The sequence below is a fragment of the Candidatus Pantoea floridensis genome (assembly GCF_900215435.1).
Classification (GTDB): Bacteria; Pseudomonadota; Gammaproteobacteria; order Enterobacterales; family Enterobacteriaceae; genus Pantoea; species Pantoea floridensis.
The window spans coordinates 838,951-861,921 of sequence record NZ_OCMY01000001.1; the positions used below are offsets into that span (position 1 = coordinate 838,951).

19 protein-coding genes are annotated in these 22,971 nt (G+C 52.3%); 11 read left to right on the forward strand and 8 right to left on the reverse strand.

From position 1 onward, the window contains the following. Positions 1–201: 201 nt before the first annotated feature. The 5 genes from lon to bolA form a co-directional block, all read right to left on the reverse strand. The gene (gene lon / locus CRO19_RS04060; RefSeq protein WP_097094712.1) at positions 202–2,556 is read right to left on the reverse strand and encodes an endopeptidase La; all 2,355 of its coding nucleotides are present in this window, start codon (positions 2,554–2,556) and stop codon (positions 202–204) included. Between the two features lie 187 nt (positions 2,557–2,743). Beyond that, entirely contained in the window at positions 2,744–4,015 is a 1,272-nt protein-coding gene (gene clpX, locus CRO19_RS04065) for an ATP-dependent protease ATP-binding subunit ClpX (protein WP_097094713.1), read from the reverse strand. Positions 4,016–4,144: 129 nt separating this feature from the next. After that, positions 4,145–4,768 carry an ATP-dependent Clp endopeptidase proteolytic subunit ClpP gene (gene clpP, locus CRO19_RS04070; RefSeq protein ID WP_007886971.1) on the reverse strand — a complete coding sequence of 208 codons (624 nt, stop codon included), beginning with the start codon at positions 4,766–4,768 and terminating at the stop codon, positions 4,145–4,147. A gap of 335 nt (positions 4,769–5,103) precedes the next feature. Further along, entirely contained in the window at positions 5,104–6,408 is a 1,305-nt protein-coding gene (gene tig, locus CRO19_RS04075) for a trigger factor (protein ID WP_097094714.1), read from the reverse strand. Between the two features lie 301 nt (positions 6,409–6,709). Beyond that, positions 6,710–7,027: a transcriptional regulator BolA gene (gene bolA, locus CRO19_RS04080; protein ID WP_176519194.1), complete on the reverse strand. Its 318-nt coding sequence runs from the start codon at positions 7,025–7,027 to the stop codon at positions 6,710–6,712. 263 nt (positions 7,028–7,290) lie between these two features. Between bolA and CRO19_RS04085 the strand changes: the two genes are divergently transcribed. From CRO19_RS04085 to CRO19_RS04120, 8 genes are all read left to right on the forward strand, one after another. Continuing rightward, the gene (locus CRO19_RS04085; protein ID WP_097094715.1) at positions 7,291–7,869 is read left to right on the forward strand and encodes a lipoprotein; all 579 of its coding nucleotides are present in this window, start codon (positions 7,291–7,293) and stop codon (positions 7,867–7,869) included. 54 nt (positions 7,870–7,923) lie between these two features. Further along, entirely contained in the window at positions 7,924–9,399 is a 1,476-nt protein-coding gene (gene ampG, locus CRO19_RS04090; RefSeq protein WP_097094716.1) for a muropeptide MFS transporter AmpG, read from the forward strand. 449 nt (positions 9,400–9,848) lie between these two features. Then, the gene (gene cyoA, locus CRO19_RS04095; RefSeq protein WP_097094717.1) at positions 9,849–10,775 is read left to right on the forward strand and encodes a cytochrome o ubiquinol oxidase subunit II; all 927 of its coding nucleotides are present in this window, start codon (positions 9,849–9,851) and stop codon (positions 10,773–10,775) included. A gap of 4 nt (positions 10,776–10,779) precedes the next feature. Beyond that, entirely contained in the window at positions 10,780–12,762 is a 1,983-nt protein-coding gene (cyoB, locus tag CRO19_RS04100) for a cytochrome o ubiquinol oxidase subunit I (RefSeq protein WP_097094718.1), read from the forward strand. After that, positions 12,762–13,376, forward strand: a complete 615-nt coding sequence (locus CRO19_RS04105; RefSeq protein ID WP_007886985.1) for a cytochrome o ubiquinol oxidase subunit III — start codon at positions 12,762–12,764, stop codon at positions 13,374–13,376. Before cyoB ends, CRO19_RS04105 begins: the two co-directional genes overlap by 1 nt. After that, positions 13,376–13,705, forward strand: a complete 330-nt coding sequence (locus CRO19_RS04110; protein WP_007886986.1) for a cytochrome o ubiquinol oxidase subunit IV — start codon at positions 13,376–13,378, stop codon at positions 13,703–13,705. The genes CRO19_RS04105 and CRO19_RS04110 overlap by 1 nt, the downstream gene beginning before the upstream one ends. Positions 13,706–13,716: 11 nt before the next feature. Then, positions 13,717–14,604 carry a heme o synthase gene (cyoE, locus tag CRO19_RS04115; RefSeq protein WP_008103945.1) on the forward strand — a complete coding sequence of 296 codons (888 nt, stop codon included), beginning with the start codon at positions 13,717–13,719 and terminating at the stop codon, positions 14,602–14,604. A 131-nt stretch (positions 14,605–14,735) separates the two neighbouring features. Then, the gene (locus tag CRO19_RS04120) at positions 14,736–16,100 is read left to right on the forward strand and encodes an MFS transporter (RefSeq protein WP_097094719.1); all 1,365 of its coding nucleotides are present in this window, start codon (positions 14,736–14,738) and stop codon (positions 16,098–16,100) included. Between the two features lie 33 nt (positions 16,101–16,133). On the opposite strand, the gene adhP is transcribed toward CRO19_RS04120, so the two are convergent. Together adhP and exaC are read right to left on the reverse strand one after the other, a co-directional pair. After that, complete coding sequence (gene adhP / locus CRO19_RS04125) at positions 16,134–17,174, reverse strand: alcohol dehydrogenase AdhP (RefSeq protein WP_097094720.1); 1,041 nt, start codon at positions 17,172–17,174, stop codon at positions 16,134–16,136. Between the two features lie 30 nt (positions 17,175–17,204). After that, complete coding sequence (exaC, locus tag CRO19_RS04130) at positions 17,205–18,725, reverse strand: acetaldehyde dehydrogenase ExaC (RefSeq protein ID WP_097094721.1); 1,521 nt, start codon at positions 18,723–18,725, stop codon at positions 17,205–17,207. A gap of 289 nt (positions 18,726–19,014) precedes the next feature. Between exaC and CRO19_RS04135 the strand changes: the two genes are divergently transcribed. After that, the gene (locus CRO19_RS04135; protein WP_097094722.1) at positions 19,015–20,787 is read left to right on the forward strand and encodes a sigma-54-dependent Fis family transcriptional regulator; all 1,773 of its coding nucleotides are present in this window, start codon (positions 19,015–19,017) and stop codon (positions 20,785–20,787) included. On the opposite strand, the gene CRO19_RS04140 is transcribed toward CRO19_RS04135, so the two are convergent. After that, positions 20,784–21,275 carry a YajQ family cyclic di-GMP-binding protein gene (locus CRO19_RS04140; protein ID WP_097094723.1) on the reverse strand — a complete coding sequence of 164 codons (492 nt, stop codon included), beginning with the start codon at positions 21,273–21,275 and terminating at the stop codon, positions 20,784–20,786. The genes CRO19_RS04135 and CRO19_RS04140 overlap by 4 nt on opposite strands. Positions 21,276–21,400: 125 nt before the next feature. On the opposite strand from CRO19_RS04140, the gene panE reads away from it, so the two are divergent. Beyond that, complete coding sequence (gene panE, locus CRO19_RS04145; protein WP_097094724.1) at positions 21,401–22,321, forward strand: 2-dehydropantoate 2-reductase; 921 nt, start codon at positions 21,401–21,403, stop codon at positions 22,319–22,321. After that, on the forward strand, positions 22,275–22,883 hold the full coding sequence (yajL, locus tag CRO19_RS04150; RefSeq protein WP_097094725.1) for a protein deglycase YajL: 609 nt from the start codon (positions 22,275–22,277) through the stop codon (positions 22,881–22,883). The genes panE and yajL overlap by 47 nt, the downstream gene beginning before the upstream one ends. The last annotated feature ends 88 nt before the right edge of the window (positions 22,884–22,971 follow it).

Sequence of the window (22,971 nt, forward strand, 5' to 3'; positions counted from 1 at the left end):
CTCTTTTATTATTCACATCGCACCCGTGCTTCCCGCCCGGTGCGAACGCGCAGCAAGTTATATCAAGCCTGTGGAGCCGAAACAACGGTATTCATCTTAATCGTTGATCCAGCAGCCCACTAAGTTAGCGGCACAAAAAAAAGCTGGCAAGCACCATTTTGCCTGCCAGCTTCGCTTTTTAGCGGTTTATGCCGCTAATCACTATTTTGCGGTTGCAACCTGCATGCCGTAAGGCGCATTTTCGAGTGCCAGGTTCAGCACTTCTTCAATACGCTTCACCGGGTGAATCTCCAGATCGGCAATCACGTTCTGTGGAATATCTTCCAAATCGCGCTTGTTTTCGTCCGGGATCAGTACCGTTTTAATGCCACCGCGGTGTGCTGCGAGCAGTTTTTCTTTCAGGCCGCCGATCGGCAGGACCAAACCACGCAATGTAATTTCGCCTGTCATCGCCACATCAGAACGCACCGGATTACCGGTTAAGCAAGAGACCAGCGCGGTGCACATGGCGATACCTGCACTCGGACCATCCTTTGGTGTTGCACCTTCAGGCACATGCACGTGGATGTCGCGTTTTTCGTAGAAATCAGCATTGATGCCGAGTTTCTCCGCACGCGCACGCACAACTGTCAGCGCGGCCTGAATCGATTCCTGCATCACTTCGCCCAGCGAACCGGTATAGGTAAGTTTTCCTTTGCCTGGCACGCATGCGGTTTCGATGGTCAGCAGATCGCCGCCCACTTCTGTCCATGCCAACCCGGTGACCTGCCCCACGCGGCTTTCGCTTTCAGCACGACCATAATCAAAGCGCTGTACGCCAAGGAAATCCTTGAGGTTGTCACCGTTGATCACGATATGTTTTTTCGATTTGTCCATCAGCAGCGTTTTTACCGCTTTACGGCACAGCTTGGAGAGTTCGCGCTCCAGACTACGCACGCCCGCTTCACGGGTGTAATAGCGAATAATACCGACAATGGCGCTATCATCGACAGTGATCTCTTTGTCTTTCAGCGCATTACGCTCAATTTGCTTCGGCAGCAAATGTTGCTTAGCGATGTTCAGCTTTTCATCTTCGGTATAACCGGAAAGACGAATCACTTCCATACGGTCAAGCAGCGGTGCCGGAATGTTCATGGAGTTGGAGGTCGCCACAAACATCACGTCAGAGAGATCGTAATCGACTTCCAGATAGTGATCGTTGAACGCAATGTTCTGCTCGGGATCCAGCACCTCAAGCAGCGCTGAAGCTGGATCGCCACGCATATCAGACGACATCTTGTCGATCTCATCCAGCAGGAACAGCGGGTTTTTCACGCCGACTTTCGCCATTTTCTGGATCAGTTTGCCCGGCATAGAACCGATGTAGGTGCGACGATGTCCGCGGATTTCCGCTTCATCACGTACACCGCCCAGCGCCATACGCACATATTTGCGTCCGGTAGCCTTAGCAATTGACTGGCCCAGCGAGGTTTTACCTACGCCTGGCGGTCCAACGAGGCACAGAATCGGCCCTTTGATTTTGCTAACGCGACTTTGCACCGCAAGGTACTCAAGGATGCGGTCTTTGACGCGCTCTAAACCATAATGGTCGATATCCAGTGTCTCTTGCGCTTTACGCAGGTCTTTTTTCACCTTGCTGCGCGCGACCCATGGAACCTGTACCATCCAGTCGATGTAACCACGTACTACCGTAGCTTCTGCAGACATCGGCGACATCATCTTCAGCTTCTGCAGTTCAGCTTCCGCTTTTTCACGCGCTTCAGTCGGCATTTTTGCCGCTTCAATTTTACGTTTCAGCGCCTCGTATTCGTCAGGCGCGTCATCCATTTCGCCCAGCTCTTTCTGAATGGCTTTCATTTGCTCATTCAGGTAATACTCGCGCTGGCTTTTCTCCATCTGCTTCTTGACGCGGTTGCGAATGCGCTTCTCAACCTGCAGCAGATCGATTTCTGATTCCATCATCGCCATCAGATATTCCAGACGTTCATTGACGTCGGACATCTCCAGCACCGACTGTTTGTCAGCCAGTTTTAGCGGCATATGCGCGGCTACGGTGTCGGCCAGACGGGCCGCATCGTCGATGCTGTTGAGGGAAGTTAATACCTCAGGCGGGATCTTTTTGTTGAGCTTGATATAGCCTTCAAACTGGTTAATGGCCGTGCGCACCAGCACTTCCTGCTCACGCTCTTCAATTTCAGGTGAGATCAGGTATTCGGCTTGAGCAACGAAATGGTCGCCATTATCCGCCAGCGTGGTGATGTGCGCGCGCTGCAAACCTTCAACCAACACTTTTACTGTGCCGTCTGGAAGTTTCAGCATCTGCAATACAGAAGCGACGGTCCCTACTGAGAAGAGATCGTTAATGCCAGGTTCATCCGTTGAAGCCTCTTTCTGTGCAACCAGCATGATTTTTTTATCATGATCCATCGCGGCTTCTAGGCACCGAATCGATTTTTCCCGGCCAACAAACAACGGAATTACCATGTGCGGATAAACCACCACGTCGCGCAAAGGCAACACGGGGATTTCAATGCGTTCAGAACGCTCAGGATTCATAGAGCTCTCTCTTAGTTTAATGTCCGCCAGGTGATGGGTACCGCGTAATTGAGGTTTTGCAGTTAAACCCACAGGATATTGAGTATATGGGGATGCTTGTACGACATTCAATGTCACTGGCGAGAGAAAAACAAAAGGGGAAAGATTTTCCCCTTTTTTAAGACATCAACGTAGTGCGATTGTTTATTTATTCACCAGAAGCCTGGGCTTCGTGCTTTCCATAAATCAACATTGGCTCAGATTGACCCTCAATAACTGACTCATCAATCACTACTTTTTCGATATCATCCATTGAAGGCAAGTCATACATGGTTTCGAGTAGTGCGCCTTCCACGATGGAGCGCAGACCACGAGCACCTGTTTTACGCGACATCGCTTTTTTGGCGATAGCCGTTAATGCCTCGTCACGGAACTCAAGTTCAACGCCTTCAAGATTGAACAGCGCCTGATACTGTTTTGTTAACGCGTTCTTAGGCTCACGCAGGATCTGAATCAACGCCTCTTCGCTCAGTTCGCTCAGCGTTGCCACAACCGGCAGACGACCAATGAACTCAGGAATCAGGCCAAATTTAATCAGATCTTCAGGTTCAACCTGCGACAGCAGTTCACCTTCGCTCGCTTTCTGCGATTTACCTTTCACCGTTGCACCGAAGCCGATACCCGATCCTGTCTCAACGCGCTGAGAAATCACTTTGTCGAGACCGGCAAATGCGCCACCACAGATGAACAGAATCTTAGAGGTATCAACCTGCAAGAATTCCTGCTGCGGGTGTTTACGTCCGCCCTGCGGCGGTACCGCAGCCACGGTGCCTTCAATCAGTTTTAACAGCGCTTGCTGTACACCTTCGCCCGAAACGTCACGGGTGATCGACGGGTTGTCTGACTTACGAGAAATCTTGTCGATCTCATCGATGTAGACAATGCCGCGCTGTGCTTTCTGCACGTCGTAGTCACATTTTTGCAGCAGCTTCTGGATGATGTTTTCAACATCTTCACCCACATAGCCCGCTTCGGTCAGCGTAGTGGCATCGGCCATGGTAAATGGCACATCCAGTAAGCGCGCCAGCGTTTCTGCCAGCAGGGTTTTACCGCTACCGGTTGGACCGATCAGCAAAATGTTACTTTTGCCCAGTTCGATGCCATTGCTGGTATCGCCATTGCGCAAGCGTTTGTAGTGGTTGTATACCGCTACCGCGAGCACTTTCTTCGCCCTTTCCTGACCAATAACATAATCATCAAGGTGATGGCGGATTTCATGCGGCGTCGGCAGTGAGCTGCGCTCGCGGTGCGGCGCAACTTCTTTGATCTCTTCACGAATGATGTCGTTGCAGAGATCAACGCACTCATCGCAAATGTACACTGACGGCCCGGCAATTAGCTTACGGACTTCATGCTGGCTTTTGCCGCAGAAAGAGCAGTACAGCAACTTACCTGAACCGTCTTTGCGCTTATCTGTCATCAGCTAACCTCTTTTGTTTCTCAGACCAAATTTGTTGTACGGCTCTGGCCGCACATCAACGGCCGATATTCATTCAACCCATCTGCCTGTTCCCCGTTAACTATAGCGTAAGGGACAGACAGATGTGTCTTATTGGCGATGCGTCAGGATTGAATCGACTAAGCCATACTCTACCGCTTCGCCCGCTGAGAGGAAACGATCGCGCTCGGTATCGCGTTCAATCTCTTCCAGCGATTTGCCGGTGTGCTCAGCCATCAACTCATTCATGCGCTGTTTCACTTTCAGAATTTCGCGCGCATGGATTTCGATATCCGTCGCCTGACCCTGATATCCGCCCAGCGGCTGATGAATCATCACACGTGAATTAGGCAGGCAGAAGCGTTTGCCTTTGGTGCCTGCAGTCAGCAGGAACGCGCCCATTGAACAAGCCTGGCCCATACAAATGGTACTTACATCAGGCTTGATAAATTTCATTGTGTCATAAATAGACATTCCCGCAGTAATCACGCCGCCTGGCGAGTTAATGTAGAGATAAATGTCTTTTTCAGGATTCTCAGCTTCCAGAAACAGCATCTGCGCCACGATCAGGTTAGCCATATGATCCTCAACCTGACCGGTCAGGAAGATCACACGCTCTTTGAGCAGGCGAGAGTAGATGTCGTAGGAACGCTCGCCGCGCGAGGTTTGTTCAACCACCATAGGCACCAGCGCCATGTGCGGTGCAGTAAATTCACGATCGCCACTGTATGACATTACCGTCTCCTGATAAATTTCATTGGCAACATTCTGTACCGATTTTACGTGAGGCGCGCCGGGAAAACTATGCGCGGTCCTCTCACTCCGACATAACAGGACGGTTAATCAGCCAGTCTCACTGTTTTCATGCATTCTCCCTGTATCTGGGGATGCTGCCCAGTTGTTTCAAGCATAACAACCTTTTGCCCATTCGCTAACACGGAAAAAGAGCTTAGCGGATAATTTGCCGATTAATTAAGCAAATAGACGACAAATCTGCGCACTTAACGCCAGAAACGAAAAAGCCCGCGACTTTTCAGTCACGGGCTTAGCACTTACGGTTAACGAACGAATCAAGCCGCTGAGGTTTGGTTCATCAGTTCCTGGAAGTTAGTGGCTTTATCGGTGACTTTCGCTTTCGCCAGTACCGCTTCAACCGCTTGCTCTTCCAGAGCCACGTTGCGCATGTTGTTCATCAGCTCGCTATTCTTGCTGTAGAACTCAATCACTTCCTGCGGATCTTCGTACGCAGAAGCCATTTCTTCAATCAGCGCTTTAACGCGATCTTCGTCAGCCTGCAGCTCGTTGATGCGAATCACTTCGCCCAACAGCAGTCCAACAACAACGCGACGTTTAGCCTGCTCTTCGAACAGTTCACGTGGCAGTTCCAGCGCTTGCTTCTCGTTGCCACCAAAACGCTGTGCCGCCTGACGACGCAGAACGTCGATTTCGCTGTCGATCAGCGCTACCGGTACATCGATTTCGTTAGCGTTAACCAGACCGTCGATCGCTTGAGACTTCACGCGATTACGGATAGCGCCTTTCAGCTCGCGATCCATGTTCTTACGCACTTCAGCACGCAGACCGGCAATTGAACCATCTTCCACGCCAAAGCGCTTGATGAACTCTTCTGTCAGCTCTGGCAGCTCACGGGTTTCAACTTTCTTCAGCACGATTTCGAACTTCGCGTCTTTCCCTTTCAGGTTTTCAGCGTGGTAATCGTCTGGGAATTTCACGTCGATAGTGAAGGTTTCGCCGGCTTTATGGCCAACAACGCCCTCTTCGAAGCCTGGGATCATACGGCCCTGGCCCATTGCCAGCACGAAGTCAGAGGCTTTACCGCCTTCGAATTCTTCACCGTCAACTGAACCGCTGAAGTCGATGGTAGCGCGATCTTCAGCCGTTGCTGCTGCATCGCTCTCTTTCCAGGTCGCCTGCTGCTTCTGCAGGGTTTCCAGCATGGTATCAACGTCAGCGTCGGTCACTTCTACCACTGGCTTCTCAACTTCGATAGCGTCCAGGCCTTTCAGCTCAACTTCTGGATACACTTCGAACTCAACCGCGTAGGTGAAGTCTTCGCCTTCTTTATATTCGCCCGGCACATAGTTTGGTGCGCCAGCCGGATTGATTTTCTCTTTGATGATGGCGTCAACGAAGTTGCGCGTCATCAGCTCGCCCAGCACGTCCTGGCGAACAGAAGCACCGTAGCGCTGAGAAATGATGTGTGCCGGCACCTTGCCTTTACGGAAACCGTCGATACGGACTTTCTTAGCCACTTCCACCAGTTCTTTCTTCACTGCGCTTTCGATGCTGTCAGCTGCAACAGTAATCGAAATGCGACGGCCCAGACCCTGAGTGGTTTCTACTGAAACTGTCATCTTGTTACCTCAAAAAATCACGTGCTCGGTCAACTTCAGACACCACACATAAATGCGCCGTATCCAACAACCGGGACGGCCTCTGCAGGCAGAACCTAATCCCTGTCACCAGAAGCGTCCCGAAGACATTCCGGAAAAATAGACGCCGCATTATAGCGGCATCGCTGGAATGAGTCGAGGCTGCAAACTCACCACTTTTTAGCGGTTTTGCTGCTTTTTTGCGCCGTGGATCGCGTTTAAGGGGAATAAAGGAAAAGAAAACGGCCTGCTGGCCGTTTTTAGATGACGTGGTGATAAGGTTTCAGGCGAGCGTCCCGGCACCGCGACAGTTTGGTGAAGCCAATACGGTATCCTGTAATCCATCCCACTCTTTTTGCGTATAGGTGTGCAGTGCCAGCGCGTGCACGCTGCCTGCTAGCTCAGCGGCCAGTTCACCATAAATGGCGCGATGACGCTGCAAAAAGCGCTGACCGGTAAATCGATCGCTGACAATCACCACTTTAAAGTGACTTTCAGAACCGGCGGGCACGTTATGACGATAGCTCTCATCATGCACTTCAAGATGTGCAGGCTCGAAAGCGTTACGCAGCTTTTCTTCTATTTGTTCGCGAATCATGATTAACACTCCTTTCCGGCGAGCGCTGTGCCCATCTGTATAAATATTAGTAGGTTTTTTGCCGCTTCCGCAGGTTAGCCGGAAATAAATCCCCCGCGCTGCGCATAGTAACCCGCTTATCTGCCAGGTCAACCGGACGACGTTCCCGTTAACCTGAAAAAATCCTTTACAATCAATTTCCATTCGCACGGGGCTTTTTTCACCGCTGCGCAATGCTATGATGGCCGCAGTTTTGCAAACCAACCCATATGCTAACGAGAATGAGTATGTTGAAAAAACTGTTATTCCCTCTGCTGGCTGCATTTATTTTGGCCGGCTGTGCCAGCAACACCACAACACTGGATATTCAACCGAAGATCCAACTTCCTCAGCAAGATCCCAGCCTGATGGGTATTACCATCAGCGTTAACGGTGCCGATCAACGTTCCGATCAGGCGCTGGCGAAAGTTAACCGTGATGGTCAGCTGATCACGCTGACCCCATCGCGCGATCTGCGTTTCCTGCTGCAGGAAGTGCTGGAGAAGCAGATGACGTCGCGCGGTTACATGATCGGCCCAAGCGGCGCAGTTGATCTGCAAATCGTGGTTAACGGCTTATATGCAGACGTGACCCAAGGTAACGTGCGTTATAGCATCACCACCAAGGCTGATATTTCAATTATTGCTACCGCGAAGAACGGTAACAAGCAGGTGAAAAACTATCGCCAGACTTATAGCGTAGAAGGGGCATTCACGGCCACTAACGAGAAAATCACCAACGCCGTTAACTCAACGCTGAGTGATGTGATCGCTGATATGGCGCAGGACACCAGCGTGCATAACTTTATTAAGCAGAACGCCCGCTAATTTCCGCAGTAATCTGCCCGGCGACATTCAGCCGGGCTTCATTTCAGGTTGGTTATGACTTCTCACTATCTACGTATTTTCACCCAACGCAATGCGGCGGTATTGCTGCTGCTGGGTTTTGCCTCCGGCTTACCGCTGGCGTTAACCGCCGGGACATTGCAAGCGTGGATGACGGTAGAGAATGTTGACCTGAAAACCATCGGGTTCTTCTCCCTTGTCGGTCAGGCTTATGTATTTAAGTTTTTGTGGTCGCCGATGATGGATCGCTATACGCCGCCGTTTCTCGGCCGGCGTCGCGGCTGGCTGCTGGTCACGCAGCTGGCATTGATTGGCGGCATTATCGCCATGGGTTTTATGCAGCCGTCACGTGATTTAGTGCTACTGGCTGCATTAGCGGTATTGGTTGCCTTCTGCTCTGCTTCGCAGGATATCGTGTTTGACGCCTGGAAAACCGACGTGCTGCCGCCGGAAGAGCGCGGCAGTGGCGCAGCCATAACCGTACTGGGTTACCGTTTGGCGATGTTGATTTCGGGCGGACTGGCGCTGTGGCTAGCAGATCGTTATCTCGGCTGGCAGGCCACTTATTGGCTGATGGCGCTGTTAATGGTACCGGGACTCATCGCAACACTGCTAGCGAAAGAGCCAGCAACGCCAGCGCGGGAACCGCATACATTACGTCAGGCCGTGACCTTCCCGCTGAAAGATTTCTTCCAGCGCAATAATGCCTGGCTGCTGATCACCCTCATCATCCTGTATAAGCTGGGTGATGCCTTTGCTGCATCACTTACCACTACCTTCCTGATTCGCGGCGTTGGCTTCACTGCCGGTGACGTTGGCCTGGTTAACAAAACGCTCGGCCTACTCGCGACGATTATCGGCGCGCTGTATGGCGGAGTGTTAATGCAGCGCTTGAGTTTGTTCCGGGCGCTGATGATCTTTGGCGTGCTGCAAGCCGTTTCCAATTTCGCTTACTGGCTATTGGCCGTGACGTCACCGCACCTGTGGAGCATGGCGAGTGCCGTGTTTATCGAGAACTTGTGTGGTGGCATGGGTACGGCGGCTTTTGTTGCGCTATTAATGACGCTATGTAATAAGTCTTTCTCGGCGACGCAGTTCGCGCTGCTTTCTGCCCTTTCGGCCGTTGGGCGAGTTTACGTCGGACCCGCCGCCGGCTGGCTGGTGGAATTGTGGGGCTGGCCAACCTTTTACGCTTTTACCGTTTTTGCTGGCGTTCCAGGCTTGCTGCTGCTTTGGCTGTGTCGCGGCACCTTGCACCATATCCAGCAAAGTGGCGAGTTTGTGATGCGCAGTTTATGGCCGCAGGGCTATCGCTGGACGGTTCGTTTATTCAGCGTTGGCTGCGGTTTACTGGCCGTGTGGCTGCTCTCGCTCGCCCTGAATGCCACTGGCATGCTGCCGCTTGATGCACTACTCACACCGATGTTTGAGATTGGAATGGCCGTTGCGCTGCTCGCCGTTGCTTTAGGCGTAATTTTAGATGCTTTAGCGTTAAGAAAAATGCCCCGATAAAATCGGGATTAGGAAAAGGTTAATTGTTTGCCCCGGAATAATTGGCTAAAAATATCGCCTACTCTTTTTTACCAATAGCATTTTTTTTATCGCGAATTAGAAACATTAAATTAACATCAAAGGCTAATATTTAAATCCGGTGAGCAATTAGTTTGTTTAAAAGTCATCGCCAAAATGATGCAGAAATGTTAAATAAATGAGCATTAAGAGTACGGTTTATACTTTCCCTGATTTTTCTGCGGTTTCTATCATTGTTTTTTGTTATATTGACGCCAACTGCTTGTCGCAGTTAATAATTTGTCACCCTGCGTAACATCTGTGACACCCTTAGCAAAAGGTGTCAACAGCCTTCTGACACATCCTTAAGCTGGTTTACACTGCATAAACCTTCCCGTAAAATGCGCGCACACTTAAACGACAATAGAGCCCTTTGTCATTGAGGTCGTTAAATGAGACTCAGTAAATACAATAAAAGTTTGGGGATTTTGTCATTAATTGCAGGCGCTGTATTACTCAGTGGCTGCGATAGTGCGTTGTTAAATCCCAAGGGACAGATTGCACTGGAGCAACGTTCGCTGATTCTGACAGCTTTTGGCTTGATGATGATCGTGGTTATCCCGGCAGTCTTCATGGCAGTATTTTTTGCCTGGAAATATCGGGCAACCAATACTAATGCAACCTATAGCCCTAACTGGTCACACTCAAACAAAGTGGAAGCCGTGGTTTGGACCATTCCGATCCTGATCATTATCTTCCTCGGCGTTTTGACCTGGAAATCAACCCACGCGCTGGAACCAAGCAAACCGCTGGCTTCTGACGTTAAACCGGTTGAGATCGATGTAGTGGCGCTGGATTGGAAATGGCTGTTTATTTACCCAGAACAGGGTATTGCAACCGTTAACCAAATTGCCTTCCCGGCAAATACTCCGGTGAACTTCAAGATCACCTCCAACTCCGTGATGAACTCCTTCTTTATTCCTACTCTCGGCAGCCAGATCTACGCGATGGCCGGTATGCAGACCAAACTGCATCTGATCGCCAACGAGCCAGGAACATTTGACGGTATCTCTGCAAACTTCAGTGGTCGTGGTTTCTCTGGTATGAAGTTCAAAGCCATTGCAACCAAAGACGATGCGGAATTCCAGCAGTGGGTGGCCAAAGTTAAAGCGGCACCTAACACGCTGACCACCATGGATGATTTCGAGAAAGTGGCTACGCCAAGCGAAAATCACCCGGTGGAATATTTCTCAACTGCTAATCCAGAACTGTTCAAGCAAGTTATTGATAAGTTCATGATGAGCCACGGGAAGATGGACATGCCAGAGCATAAAGGTATGGACATGAGTCACGCCGCTTCCGCGGGAGCCGAGGAATAATACGATGTTCGGAAAATTAACACTGGATGCAGTGCCATACCACGAACCCATTATCGTGGTTACGGTTGCCGCTATCATTCTGGGTGGTCTGGCGCTGGTTGCGGCGATTACCTATTTTGGTAAGTGGCAGTACCTGTGGTCTGAATGGTTCACCTCCATCGACCACAAAAAACTGGGTATCATGTACATCATCATGGCCTTCGTCATGTTGCTGCGCGGCTTTGCCGATGCGGTAATGATGCGTACCCAACAAGTGATGGCTTCCGCTGGGGAAGCTGGCATTCTACCGCCGCACCACTACGACCAGATCTTCACCGCGCATGGCGTGATCATGATCTTCTTCGTGGCGATGCCTTTCGTGGTAGGTCTGATGAACATCGCGGTACCGCTGCAAATCGGTGCACGTGACGTTGCCTTCCCGTTCCTGAACAACCTGAGCTTCTGGTTTACCGCGATCGGTGTGATCCTGGTGAACATCTCTCTGGGTGTGGGCGAGTTTGCACAGACCGGCTGGTTGGCTTATCCGCCGCTTTCGGGTGCGGAGTACAGTCCTGGCGTCGGGGTCGATTACTGGATCTGGAGTCTGCAGCTGTCCGGTATCGGTACCACACTGACCGGTATCAACTTCTTCGTTACCATTCTGAAGATGCGTGCACCGGGCATGGACCTGTTCAAAATGCCGGTATTCACCTGGGCATCACTGTGTACTAACGTCCTGATCATCGCTGCGTTCCCGGTACTGACCGTTACGCTGGCTCTGTTGACACTTGACCGTTATCTCGGCTTCCATTTCTTCACCAATGAAATGGGCGGTAACATGATGATGTATGTCAACCTGATTTGGGTCTGGGGTCACCCAGAAGTGTACATCCTGGTTCTGCCGGTGTTTGGTGTCTTCGCTGAAGTCACTGCAACCTTCTCTAAAAAGCGTCTGTTCGGTTACACCTCACTGGTGTGGGCGACCATCGCGATTACCGTACTGTCGTTCATTGTTTGGCTGCACCACTTCTTTACCATGGGTGCCGGCGCGAACGTAAACGCCTTCTTCGGTATCATGACGATGATCATCGCCATCCCGACCGGCGTGAAAATCTTCAACTGGCTGTTCACCATGTATCAGGGTCGCGTTGAGTTCCACTCAGCGATGCTGTGGACCATCGGCTTCCTGGTTACCTTCTCTATTGGTGGTATGACAGGTGTTCTGCTGGCGGTTCCAGGTGCAGACTTCATTCTGCACAACAGCCTGTTCCTGATTGCCCACTTCCATAACGTGATTATCGGTGGTGTGGTGTTCGGTTGTATGGCTGGCGTGACCTACTGGTTCCCGAAAGCATTTGGCTTCACGCTGAATGAAAAATGGGGTATCCGCGCGTTCTGGTTCTGGATCATCGGCTTCTTCGTGGCATTCATGCCGCTGTATGCGCTGGGCTTCATGGGTATGACGCGTCGTATCAGCCAGGACATCGATCCTCAGTTCCACACTCTGCTGGTGGTTGCAGCAGGCGGTGCGGCGCTGATCGCTTGCGGTATCCTGTGCCAGATTACCCAGTTCTACGTTTCAGTGCGTGACCGTGACCAGAACCGCGATCTGACCGGTGACCCGTGGGGTGGCCGTACGCTGGAGTGGGCAACTTCTTCACCACCGCCGTTCTATAACTTTGCCGTTATCCCACAGATTCACGAGCGTGATGCGTTCTGGGAAATGAAAGAGAAAGGCGAAGCGTATAAGCAGCCAGAAAAATATGAAGAAATTCATATGCCGAAAAACAGCGGTGCAGCTGTTGTTATCGCGGCTCTGATGACTGTCTTCGGTTTCGCAATGATCTGGCATATCTGGTGGCTGGCTGGCCTCACCTTCCTGGGTACTATCGTGACCTGGATTGTGAAGAGCTTCGATGAAGACGTGGATTACTACGTACCGGTTGCCGAAGTCGAGCAGATCGAGAAGAAGCACTTTGACGAAATCAGCAAAGCAGGTCTGAAATAATGTCAACTGAAACTGCAAAACACCACCACGACGCCCATGCGGAGCATGGGCATCACGATGCAGGAGCCAATAAAGTCTTTGGCTTCTGGATCTACCTGATGAGTGACTGCATTATCTTCGCAACCCTGTTTGCGACCTATGCAGTTATGGTCAATAACACTGCCGGTGGCCCGGCAGGTAAAGACATCTTCGAACTGCCGTTCGTTCTGGTCGAAACCGCGCTGCTGCTGCTCAGCTCCATTACTTATGGCATGGCAGTGATCGCGATGAACAACCAGAACAAAGGCTCGGTCATCAGCTGGTTAGCCTTGACCTTCCTGTTCGGTGCAGGCTTCATCGGGATGGAAATCTATGAATTCCATCACCTGATCAAGGAAGGCTTCGGTCCTGACCGCAGCGGCTTCCTGTCAGCGTTCTTTACGCTGGTCGGCACGCACGGTCTGCACGTGACCTCTGGTCTGATCTGGATGGCAGTGATGATGTTCCAGATTTCTAAACGTGGTCTGACTGCAACCAACCGCACCCGTATCATGTGCCTCAGCCTGTTCTGGCACTTCCTGGATGTGGTGTGGATCTGCGTATTCACCGTTGTCTACCTGATGGGAGCCATGTAATGAGTCATTCTGTTAACGAACATGGCGCTTCGCACGGTAGCGTGAAGTCTTACATGATCGGCTTCGTCCTCTCGATCATCCTGACCGGTATTCCGTTCTGGATGGTGATGGATGGCGGCGCTTCACACGGCACCATTCTGGGTGTGGTTCTGGTGTGTGCGGTGGTTCAGGTGCTGGTTCACCTGGTCTACTTCCTGCACTTAGACAGCAAATCAGAAGGTGGCTGGAACATGGTGGCCATCGTCTTCTCAGCACTCATCATCTTGATTGTTGTTGTAGGCTCACTGTGGATTATGTGGAACCTCAACTACAACATGATGGCCCACTAAAGAGTCGCGTAATGATTAAGCAATACCTGCAAGTAACAAAACCAGGAATTATTTTCGGCAATTTAATTTCTGTGATCGGTGGATTCCTGCTGGCTTCGAAAGGCAGCATTGATTACACCCTGTTTCTCGCCTCACTGGTTGGCGTATCGCTGGTTGTCGCATCAGGTTGTGTTTTCAACAACGTGATTGACCGCGATATCGACATCAAAATGGAGAGAACGCGGAACCGTGTTCTGGTCAAAGGCCTGATCTCGGCGAAAGTAAGCCTGGTTTATGCAACCGCATTGGGTATTGCTGGCTTTGCGTTGCTGTATTTCGGCGCTAATCCGCTGGCCATGTGGCTGGCGGTGATGGGCTTCGTGGTTTACGTAGGCGTTTACAGCCTCTATATGAAGCGTAACTCGGTCTACGGCACGCTGATTGGTAGCCTCTCTGGCGCTGCGCCGCCAGTGATTGGCTACTGCGCGGTGACCAACCAGTTTGATGCTGGCGCGTTGATTTTACTGGCTATCTTTAGCCTGTGGCAGATGCCGCACTCCTATGCGATTGCCATCTTCCGCTTTAAAGATTACCAGGCTGCCAACATTCCGGTGCTGCCGGTAGTGAAAGGCATCTCGGTGGCAAAAAATCATATTACGCTGTATATCCTGGCGTTCATGATTGCCACGCTGATGCTGACGCTTGGCGGTTACGCGGGCTACAAATATCTGGTGGTGGCTGCAGCCGTGAGCGTGTGGTGGCTCGGCATGGCGCTCTCAGGTTACAAAACCTCAAACGATAAAGTTTGGGCGCGTAAACTGTTTGTGTTCTCAATTGTCGCAATCACCGCATTGAGCGTGATGATGTCGGTTGATTTCATGACGCCCGCGTCAAAAGATCTGCTGACTTACGTCTGGTAATACAGCACCGCAAATGGAGTAAAGGGCGCGAATTTCGCGCCCTTTCTTTTTGTTACCACTGCTTAAGAACAAATGTTTTACCCGCCCTGCCCTGCTGCCTAAAATGGGCACAGCATAATTTTGAGGTAAACATGAACGACAATAAAATGACGCCAGTAGAGCTTCGCGCTACATGGGGTTTAGGCACCGTTTTTTCCCTGCGCATGCTGGGAATGTTTATGGTCTTGCCAGTACTCACCACGTACGGCATGGCGTTACAGGGCGCTAGTGAAACGCTGATTGGTCTCGCAATCGGTATCTATGGTTTAGCACAAGCCGTTTTCCAGATTCCCTTCGGTCTCCTCTCCGATCGCGTTGGCCGTAAGCCGCTGATCGTCGGTGGGCTGCTACTCTTTGTCTTTGGTAGCGTTATTGCCGCCACTTCCGATTCCATCTGGGGCGTGATTTTAGGCCGCGCCTTGCAAGGCTCCGGCGCGATCGCCGCTGCGGTGATGGCGCTGCTGTCAGATTTAACTCGCGAACAGAACCGCACCAAAGCCATGGCGTTCATCGGTATCAGTTTTGGCGTTACCTTTGCCATTGCGATGGTGGTCGGCCCGATTGTCACCCATGCACTGGGCCTGCACGCGCTGTTCTGGATGATTGCCATCCTCGCCACGCTCGGCATCGTAATTACCTTGTTAGTGGTGCCAACGGCACCGAACCACGTACTTAATCGCGAATCGGGTATGGTAAAAGGCAGCATCCGCGCGGTGTTGGCCAATCCAAGATTGTTAAAACTGAATATCGGTATTCTCTGCCTGCACATTCTGCTGATGTCGAGCTTCGTTGCACTGCCAGGCCAGTTTGAACAGGCCGGTTTGCCCGCGGCAGAACACTGGAAAGTCTATTTGGTCACGATGCTGATCGCCTTTGTCGCCGTGGTGCCTTTCATTATTTATGCCGAAGTGAAGCGCCGCATGAAGCGCGTGTTTGTCGGCTGCGTAGCAACCATTATCGTCGCGGAGATCGTGCTATGGGGCGCTGCGGGCCACTTCTGGACGTTAGTGATTGGCGTGCAGCTATTCTTTCTTGCCTTCAATCTGATGGAGGCAATTCTGCCATCCTTGATCAGTAAAGAGTCACCCGCGGGTTATAAAGGCACCGCAATGGGTATCTACTCCACCAGCCAGTTCATTGGTGTGGCGATTGGCGGCAGTATGGGTGGTTGGATCTTTGGGCACGTTGATGCACAAACCGTATTCCTGGTGGGTGCGATTGTCGCAGCAGCGTGGCTGTTTGTGGCGATGTCGATGCAGGAGCCACCTTACGTCAGCAGCCTGCGCATCATGCTCAGTGATGCGGTGCTGGCGGTGCCAAACCTTGAGAAACGTTTGAAAGCGCAGCCCGGCGTAGCATCGGTATTTATCGTGCCGGAAGAGAAAAGTGCTTACATCAAGATCGACAGTAAAGTGACGAGCCGCGTCGAACTTGAAGCGCTGCTCGCCAGCTGCTAAAAAACATGCCCGACCCTAGCGTCGGGCTTTTTATTACAACGACATATCCACCACAATGCGCCCTTCAATCTTACCGGCGTGCATGCGTGCAAAAATATCGTTGATGTTGGTCAGCGGTTCCACCGCCACGGTGGCTTTCACTTTGTGACGACCGGCAAAATCTAATGCTTCCTGCAAATCTTTACGCGTACCGACGATAGAACCGCGCACCGTGATGCCATCCAGCACCATATTAAAGATCGACAGATCGAATTTGCCCGGTGGTAAACCATTTAGCACCATGGTGCCGCCGCGACGCAGCGTGCCAATCGCCTGCTCGAAGGCTTTTGGTGAAACCGCAGTGACCAGTACGCCGTGCGCCCCACCGAAACTCTCCTGGAACACCTTCGCCGGATCGACATTTTTCGCATTGGCCACCACGCTGGCACCAAGGCGTTTCGCAAACTCGAGCTTCTCGTCGTCGATGTCTACCGCCGCCACGTTGAGCCCCATCGCCACCGCATACTGAACCGCCATATGCCCCAATCCACCGATACCAGAAATCACCACCCAATCGCCAGGCTTGGTGTCAGTCATCTTCAGGCCTTTGTAGACGGTGACCCCCGCGCAGAGGATCGGCGCAATTTCGTTGTAATCAACGTTATCCGGAATGATGCCAACATAGTTGGCATCGGCGAGGCAATATTCTGCGAAGCTACCGTTTACTGAATAACCGGCATTTTGTTGCGACAGACACAGTGTTTCCCAGCTATCCAGACAGTGTTCACAGTGACCGCATGCCGAATAGAGCCACGGCACACCTACGCGATCGCCCATCTTCAGATGTTTAACCCCTTCCCCTAGCGCCACAACCTGCCCTACCCCTTCGTGACCGGGAATAAACGGCGGATTGGGCTTGATTGGCCAGTCTCCTTCCGCCGCATGTAAATCGGTATGGCACACGCCGGTTGCCGCGATCTTCACCAAAATCTGCCCCGGCCCAACCTGCGGCACCGGTACCTGCTCAATCACTAACGGTTCACCAAAAGACTTTACAACGGCGGCTTTCATGGTGGTTTTGATGTGCATATTCATCTTTCACTCTCCATTTGATCGGATGCGGACTCAGAACAGACCCAAAGGCGCGGTGCCATAGCTGACCAGCAGATTTTTGGTTTGTTGATAGGCGCTCAGCGCCATCTTGTGCGTCTCACGACCCACACCCGATTGCTTATAGCCGCCGAATGCCGCGTGAGCGGGATAGATGTGATAGCAGTTGGTCCAGACGCGCCCAGCTTTAATACCGCGTCCCATGCGATACGCCAGATTGGTATCGCGTGTCCATACGCCAGCCCCGAGACCAAACTGCGTTTCGTTGGCGATGGCGAGCGCTTCTGCCTCATCCTTAAAGGTGGTGACGCCAATCACCGGCCCAAAAATCTCCTCCTGGAAACAGCGCATCTGGTTGGTTCCTTTGATTAAGGTAGGCTGAATATAAAATCCGTTATTCAGCTCAGCAGCGACGTTTGCACGATCGCCCCCCGTCAGAATCTGCCCACCTTCGTCGCGTGCGATGTTGATATAAGACAGGATTTTGTCGAATTGCTGACGCGAAGCCTGCGCGCCAATCATGGTGTCGGTATCCAACGGATCACCACGGCGGATATTTGCCACCTTCGCCATCACGCGATCCATGAAGGCTTGATAGATCGATTCATGAATCAACGCGCGCGACGGGCAAGTACAGACTTCGCCCTGATTGAAGAAGCCGAGCACCAAACCTTCCACCGCCTTTTCAATAAAATCGTCCTCGCCGTCCATGACATCAGCGAAATAGATGTTCGGTGATTTGCCACCCAGCTCGACGGTACAGGGAATGATGTTTTCCGCAGCACACGCCATGATGTGACGACCTACCGGCGTAGAACCCGTAAAGGCAATTTTGGCGATACGCTTGCTGGTCGCCAGCGCCTCACCGGCTTCGCGGCCAAAACCCTGCACCACATTTAGCACGCCCGCCGGGAACAGATCGCCAATCACTTCCATCAGCAGCGTAATACCCAGCGGCGTTTGTTCCGCCGGTTTTAACACCACACAATTCCCCGCAGCCAACGCCGGCGCAAGTTTCCACGCCGCCATTAATAGCGGAAAGTTCCACGGGATAATTTGTCCCACCACGCCCAGCGGTTCATGGAAGTGATACGCCACGGTCGTTTCATCGATTTCTGCGGTGCTGCCCTCCTGTGCGCGCAAGCAACCGGCAAAATAGCGGAAGTGATCCACCGCCAGCGGTAGGTCGGCATTCAGGGTTTCACGAATCGGTTTACCGTTATCCCAACTCTCCGCTACCGCCAGTTTCTCGAGATTCGCCTCAATGCGATCCGCCACCTGCAACAGGATGTTGGCGCGGTGCTGGACGCTGGTTTTCCCCCAGGCTTCCGCTGCCTGATGAGCGGCATCCAGTGCTAAATCGATGTCGCGTGCATCCGAGCGAGGAAACTGTGCGATATCGCCGCCAGTCACCGGTGAGGTGTTAGTAAAGTATTGGCCGCTCAGCGGCTCGACGAATTTGCCCGCAATATAGTTGCCGTACGTCGCTTGAAAGGAAACCAAAGCGCCGGGCGTACCGGGATGTGCATAACGCATCGCAAACTCCTTAATGTAGGGTCAGATAATCTGAACGGACAGCGTCAGCCCTGTGGCTTCTCATTGAATCAATCGCCGTCGCGTAAGCTATTGCAGCGCGCGTGCCAGCTTTTCCCAATTGGCGAAAAATGAAATAAAAACGATTTAATTCAATAAATTAATAAAAAATAAGCATTCTTATAATGGGTATTAACGCAGCAAAGTTCGTCATCTGTGTTGCGTATCGCAACAGTACGGAAACTGAACCGCTACAATGCTGCAACACATTTATCAGCACACGAGGTCAACAATGCAGGGAAATCCATCCGCGTCTGCCGCTAACGCCAATCCGCTGTTAAGCGACTCCTGGTTCCGTAGCCAGCTGTATGGCCTCGACCGCACCGCCGATGATTTTCCGCGCGTTCGCCAGGGTGAACTGGCAGATTTACTCGCCAGTAACGCCGGGCTTCAGCAGTTTGCTCAGCCGGTCATCAAGCAGCTGGCGCAAAAACTGGCTGAAAAGCAGTCAGTGCTGATCCTGTCAGATGCCACCGGTATGGTGCTTAATACCTTTGGCGACATGCCTTCAATGGAGAAAGCCCAGCGTTATGCGCTCGCGCCCGGCAATTTATGGAGTGAATGCGGCCGCGGCACCAATGCGATTGGTACCGCTTTGGCGATTGATGACGGCTGTGAAATCGCCGGCCATCAACATTTCCTTACGCTCAATCAAGGCCTGTACTGCGCAGCGATGCCGCTACAAATGCCAAATGGTCAGATTGCTGGCGTGCTGGACATTTCCGGTCCTGCCCACTTCCCACATCCGCAAACCTTTAGCTGGGTGAAAGCAGCCGCTAAACAGATTGAATACCTCTGGGTGAAGCAAAGCCTGCATCCACAGCAGTGGTTGATGAGTTTGCATTGTCAGCCGCAGGGTATTGATACTCGCGATGAACTGCTGCTGGTGTTCTCCGACAACGTGTTAACTGCCGCTAATCGACTGGCGATGCGTGAGCTGGCGCTGAGTGCGGAGCAGCTGGGCACCCTGACTTTCCAGCAGCTGTTTCCACAACAGCAGCAACAAGACAACACCGTTCCCGCTCCGCTCGAGTACGCCACGCAGCGCTACTATTTCCGCCTGCGCGCTCCGCATCGCAACCATTTCGCCACACCGAGTGAATCTACCCGTGATTTACCTTTCTCCCTGCGTCGCGATGGCGAAAAAATGGTGCGGCTACTCAATGCTGGCGTATCGCTGTGTATTCACGGCGAAACCGGCAGTGGCAAAGAGTACGTGAGCCGGGCGTTGCATCAGCAGAGTCGCTGGCAGGCCGGTAAATTTGTCGCCATCAACTGCGCAGCGATTCCCGAAGCGCTAATCGAATCTGAACTGTTTGGCTATCAGCCCGGTGCCTTTACCGGTGCCAGCAAACAGGGCTACATCGGTAAGATCCGTGAGGCGGACGGCGGCGTACTGTTTCTCGATGAGATTGGCGATATGCCGCTGGCGCTGCAAACACGTTTATTGCGCGTGTTGCAGGAGAAAGAAGTGGCACCGCTCGGGTCCAGTCGCAGCTGGCCGGTGAATTTTGCCGTCATCTGCGCCACGCACCGTGATTTAGACTCACGCGTTGCCGCTGGGGAATTCCGGGAAGATTTGCTCTATCGGCTGCAGGAGTTTTCTATGACCATTCCACCCCTGCGCGACTGGCCAGATGTGGAAGGATTTATCAGCCGTTTATGGCTGGAGTTAGGCGGTGGCGAGCGCGATATTCAGCTCTCGCCTGCGCTGCTAACTTCTCTGGCTCAGCTCCCGTGGCCAGGTAATGTGCGACAACTACGCAGCTTGCTACGCGTACTCTTAGCGCTGGCGGATGAAGGTGAGGAAGTGACAGACGTACATTTACCTGCGGAATATCGTCGCGCGACGAGGCCTTCTCAGGAAAATCGGCAGAGTCATGATGAGCGGCTGATTAACGAAACGCTACAGCGCTTCAATGGCAACATCAGCAAAGCAGCAGAGGCATTAGGCGTTGCGCGCAGCACAATCTATCGTCGTGCTGCGCGCGATAAACGCGATTAGTCGCGGAAGTTTTTAAACTGGAAAGGTTGACCAAGGTTACCACCGCGCACCAGCGCCATCGCACCTTGCAGGTCGTCACGTGACTTGCCGGTTACGCGCAGCTCTTCACCCTGAATCTGCGTTTGCACTTTCAGCTTGCTGTCTTTGATCAGTTTTACCAGCTTTTTAGCCACATCACTTTCGATGCCTTTTTTCAGCTTGGCTTCAACAGACCAGCTTTTACCGCTGTGCACAATCTCTTCTGGCACGTCAATCGCCGCGCCTTCAATGCCACGCTTCAGCAGCTTTTCGCGCAGAATATCCACCAGCTGTTTTACCTGGAAATCAGATTCGCTGCTGATTTTGATGGTCTCATTCTTTTCGTTGAGCTCAATGGTTGCACTCACGTTACGGAAATCGAAACGGGTTGAGATCTCGCGGCTCGCATTCTCCACGGCATTTCGCACTTCCGGCAATTCGACTTCGGAAACGATATCGAAAGATGGCATCTTTTCTTCTCCTGATACTAAAGTGACATGCATAATACGCGTCTTGAGGCGCTAATAAAACACGATACGCGGAAAGCTATACTTACCGATGACGTGCAAACAGGAACCCACCCACGGGAGGAAAAATGAAAATTACCGTGCTAGGGTGCGGCGCTCTGGGTCAGATTTGGCTCGCGGCTCTCGCCCGCCAAGGACATGAGGTCCAGGGTTGGTTACGTGTGCCGCAGCCGTACTGCTCGGTGAATGTGGTTGATCTACAGGGTCACGTAAGTAATCAAACTTTTATTGCCAACGATCCGCTATTCCTCGCTGAAAGTCAGCTGTTGCTGGTAACGCTCAAAGCACCGCAAGTCTCTCCGGCCGTGAAAAACCTGCAAAGCGTGCTGCCCGCACATACCCCGGTTCTGCTGCTGCATAACGGCATGGGGACGCTGGACGAGTTGAAAGATCTGCGTCAGCCGCTGCTGCGCGGGATCACGACGCATGCCGCCATGCGTGATGGAACGGTCATCAAACATATCGCTCAGGGCATTACCCATATTGGCCCCGTCAGCCGGGAAAGTGCCGCGCTGAGCGATATCGCCGATATTCTGCATCAGGCCCTGCCAGATGTGGCCTGGCATGACAATATCGCTGCAGCCAGCTGGCGTAAGCTGGCGATCAACTGCGTCATCAATCCGCTTACTGTGGAGCACAATTGCCAGAACGGCGCGTTGCGTGCATGGCCACAGCAAATCGCAACCTTATGTGAAGAAATCGCGTGGGTTATGGAGCGCGAAGGCCAGCATATCGCGGTGGATAATCTGCGCGACATTATCTATGACGTGATTGATAGCACCGCCGCGAATATCTCATCCATGCTGCAGGATGTGCGGGCGCAGCGTCTGACTGAAATTGATTACATCACTGGCTACCTGTTACGCCGCGCCCGGGCGCAAGGGATTTCGCTGCCAGAAAACACCCGTCTGTACGATCTGATTAAACGTAAGGAGTCCCACTATGAGCGCGAACGCATCGGTTCTGGTTTGCCTGGCACATGGCAGTGAAGAGACCGAAGCGGTCACCACTATCGATTTGCTGGTGCGTGGTGGATTAAGCGTCACCACCGCTAGCGTGGAGAGCGATGGCACCCGTGAAATTGTCTGTTCACGCGGCGTCCGCTTACTGGCGGATGCACCACTGGTTGAAGTGGCCGATAATGAATACGACGCGATAGTGCTGCCCGGTGGCCTAAAAGGTGCCGAAACCTTCCGCGACAGTCCGCTGTTGGTGGAGACCGTGCGCCAGTTCCATGTTTCAGGCAAAATTGTGGCGGCGATCTGTGCCGCGCCGGGTACGGTTTTGGTGCCACACGATCTTTTCCCGGTCGGCAATATGACTGGTTTCCCCGGCTTACGCGACACCATTCCAGACAATAAATGGATGGAGCGTCGTGTGGTGTGGGATCCGCGCGTTAATCTACTCACCAGCCAGGGGCCAGGCACCGCAATGGATTTTGCCTTGAAGCTGATTGATTTACTGGTAGATAAAGAGAAAGCGCGCGAAGTGGCTTCGCAGCTGGTGCTGGCGGCGGGAATTTATAATTATCAGGAATTTGAAGAGCGTTAATTTGCAGGGGTCGCCCTTAATGGCGTAATGCTGCTCACTCAAGTAAAAAAATGCCTGTTTAAGCAGGTGCGCATGAATGCGCACCCTA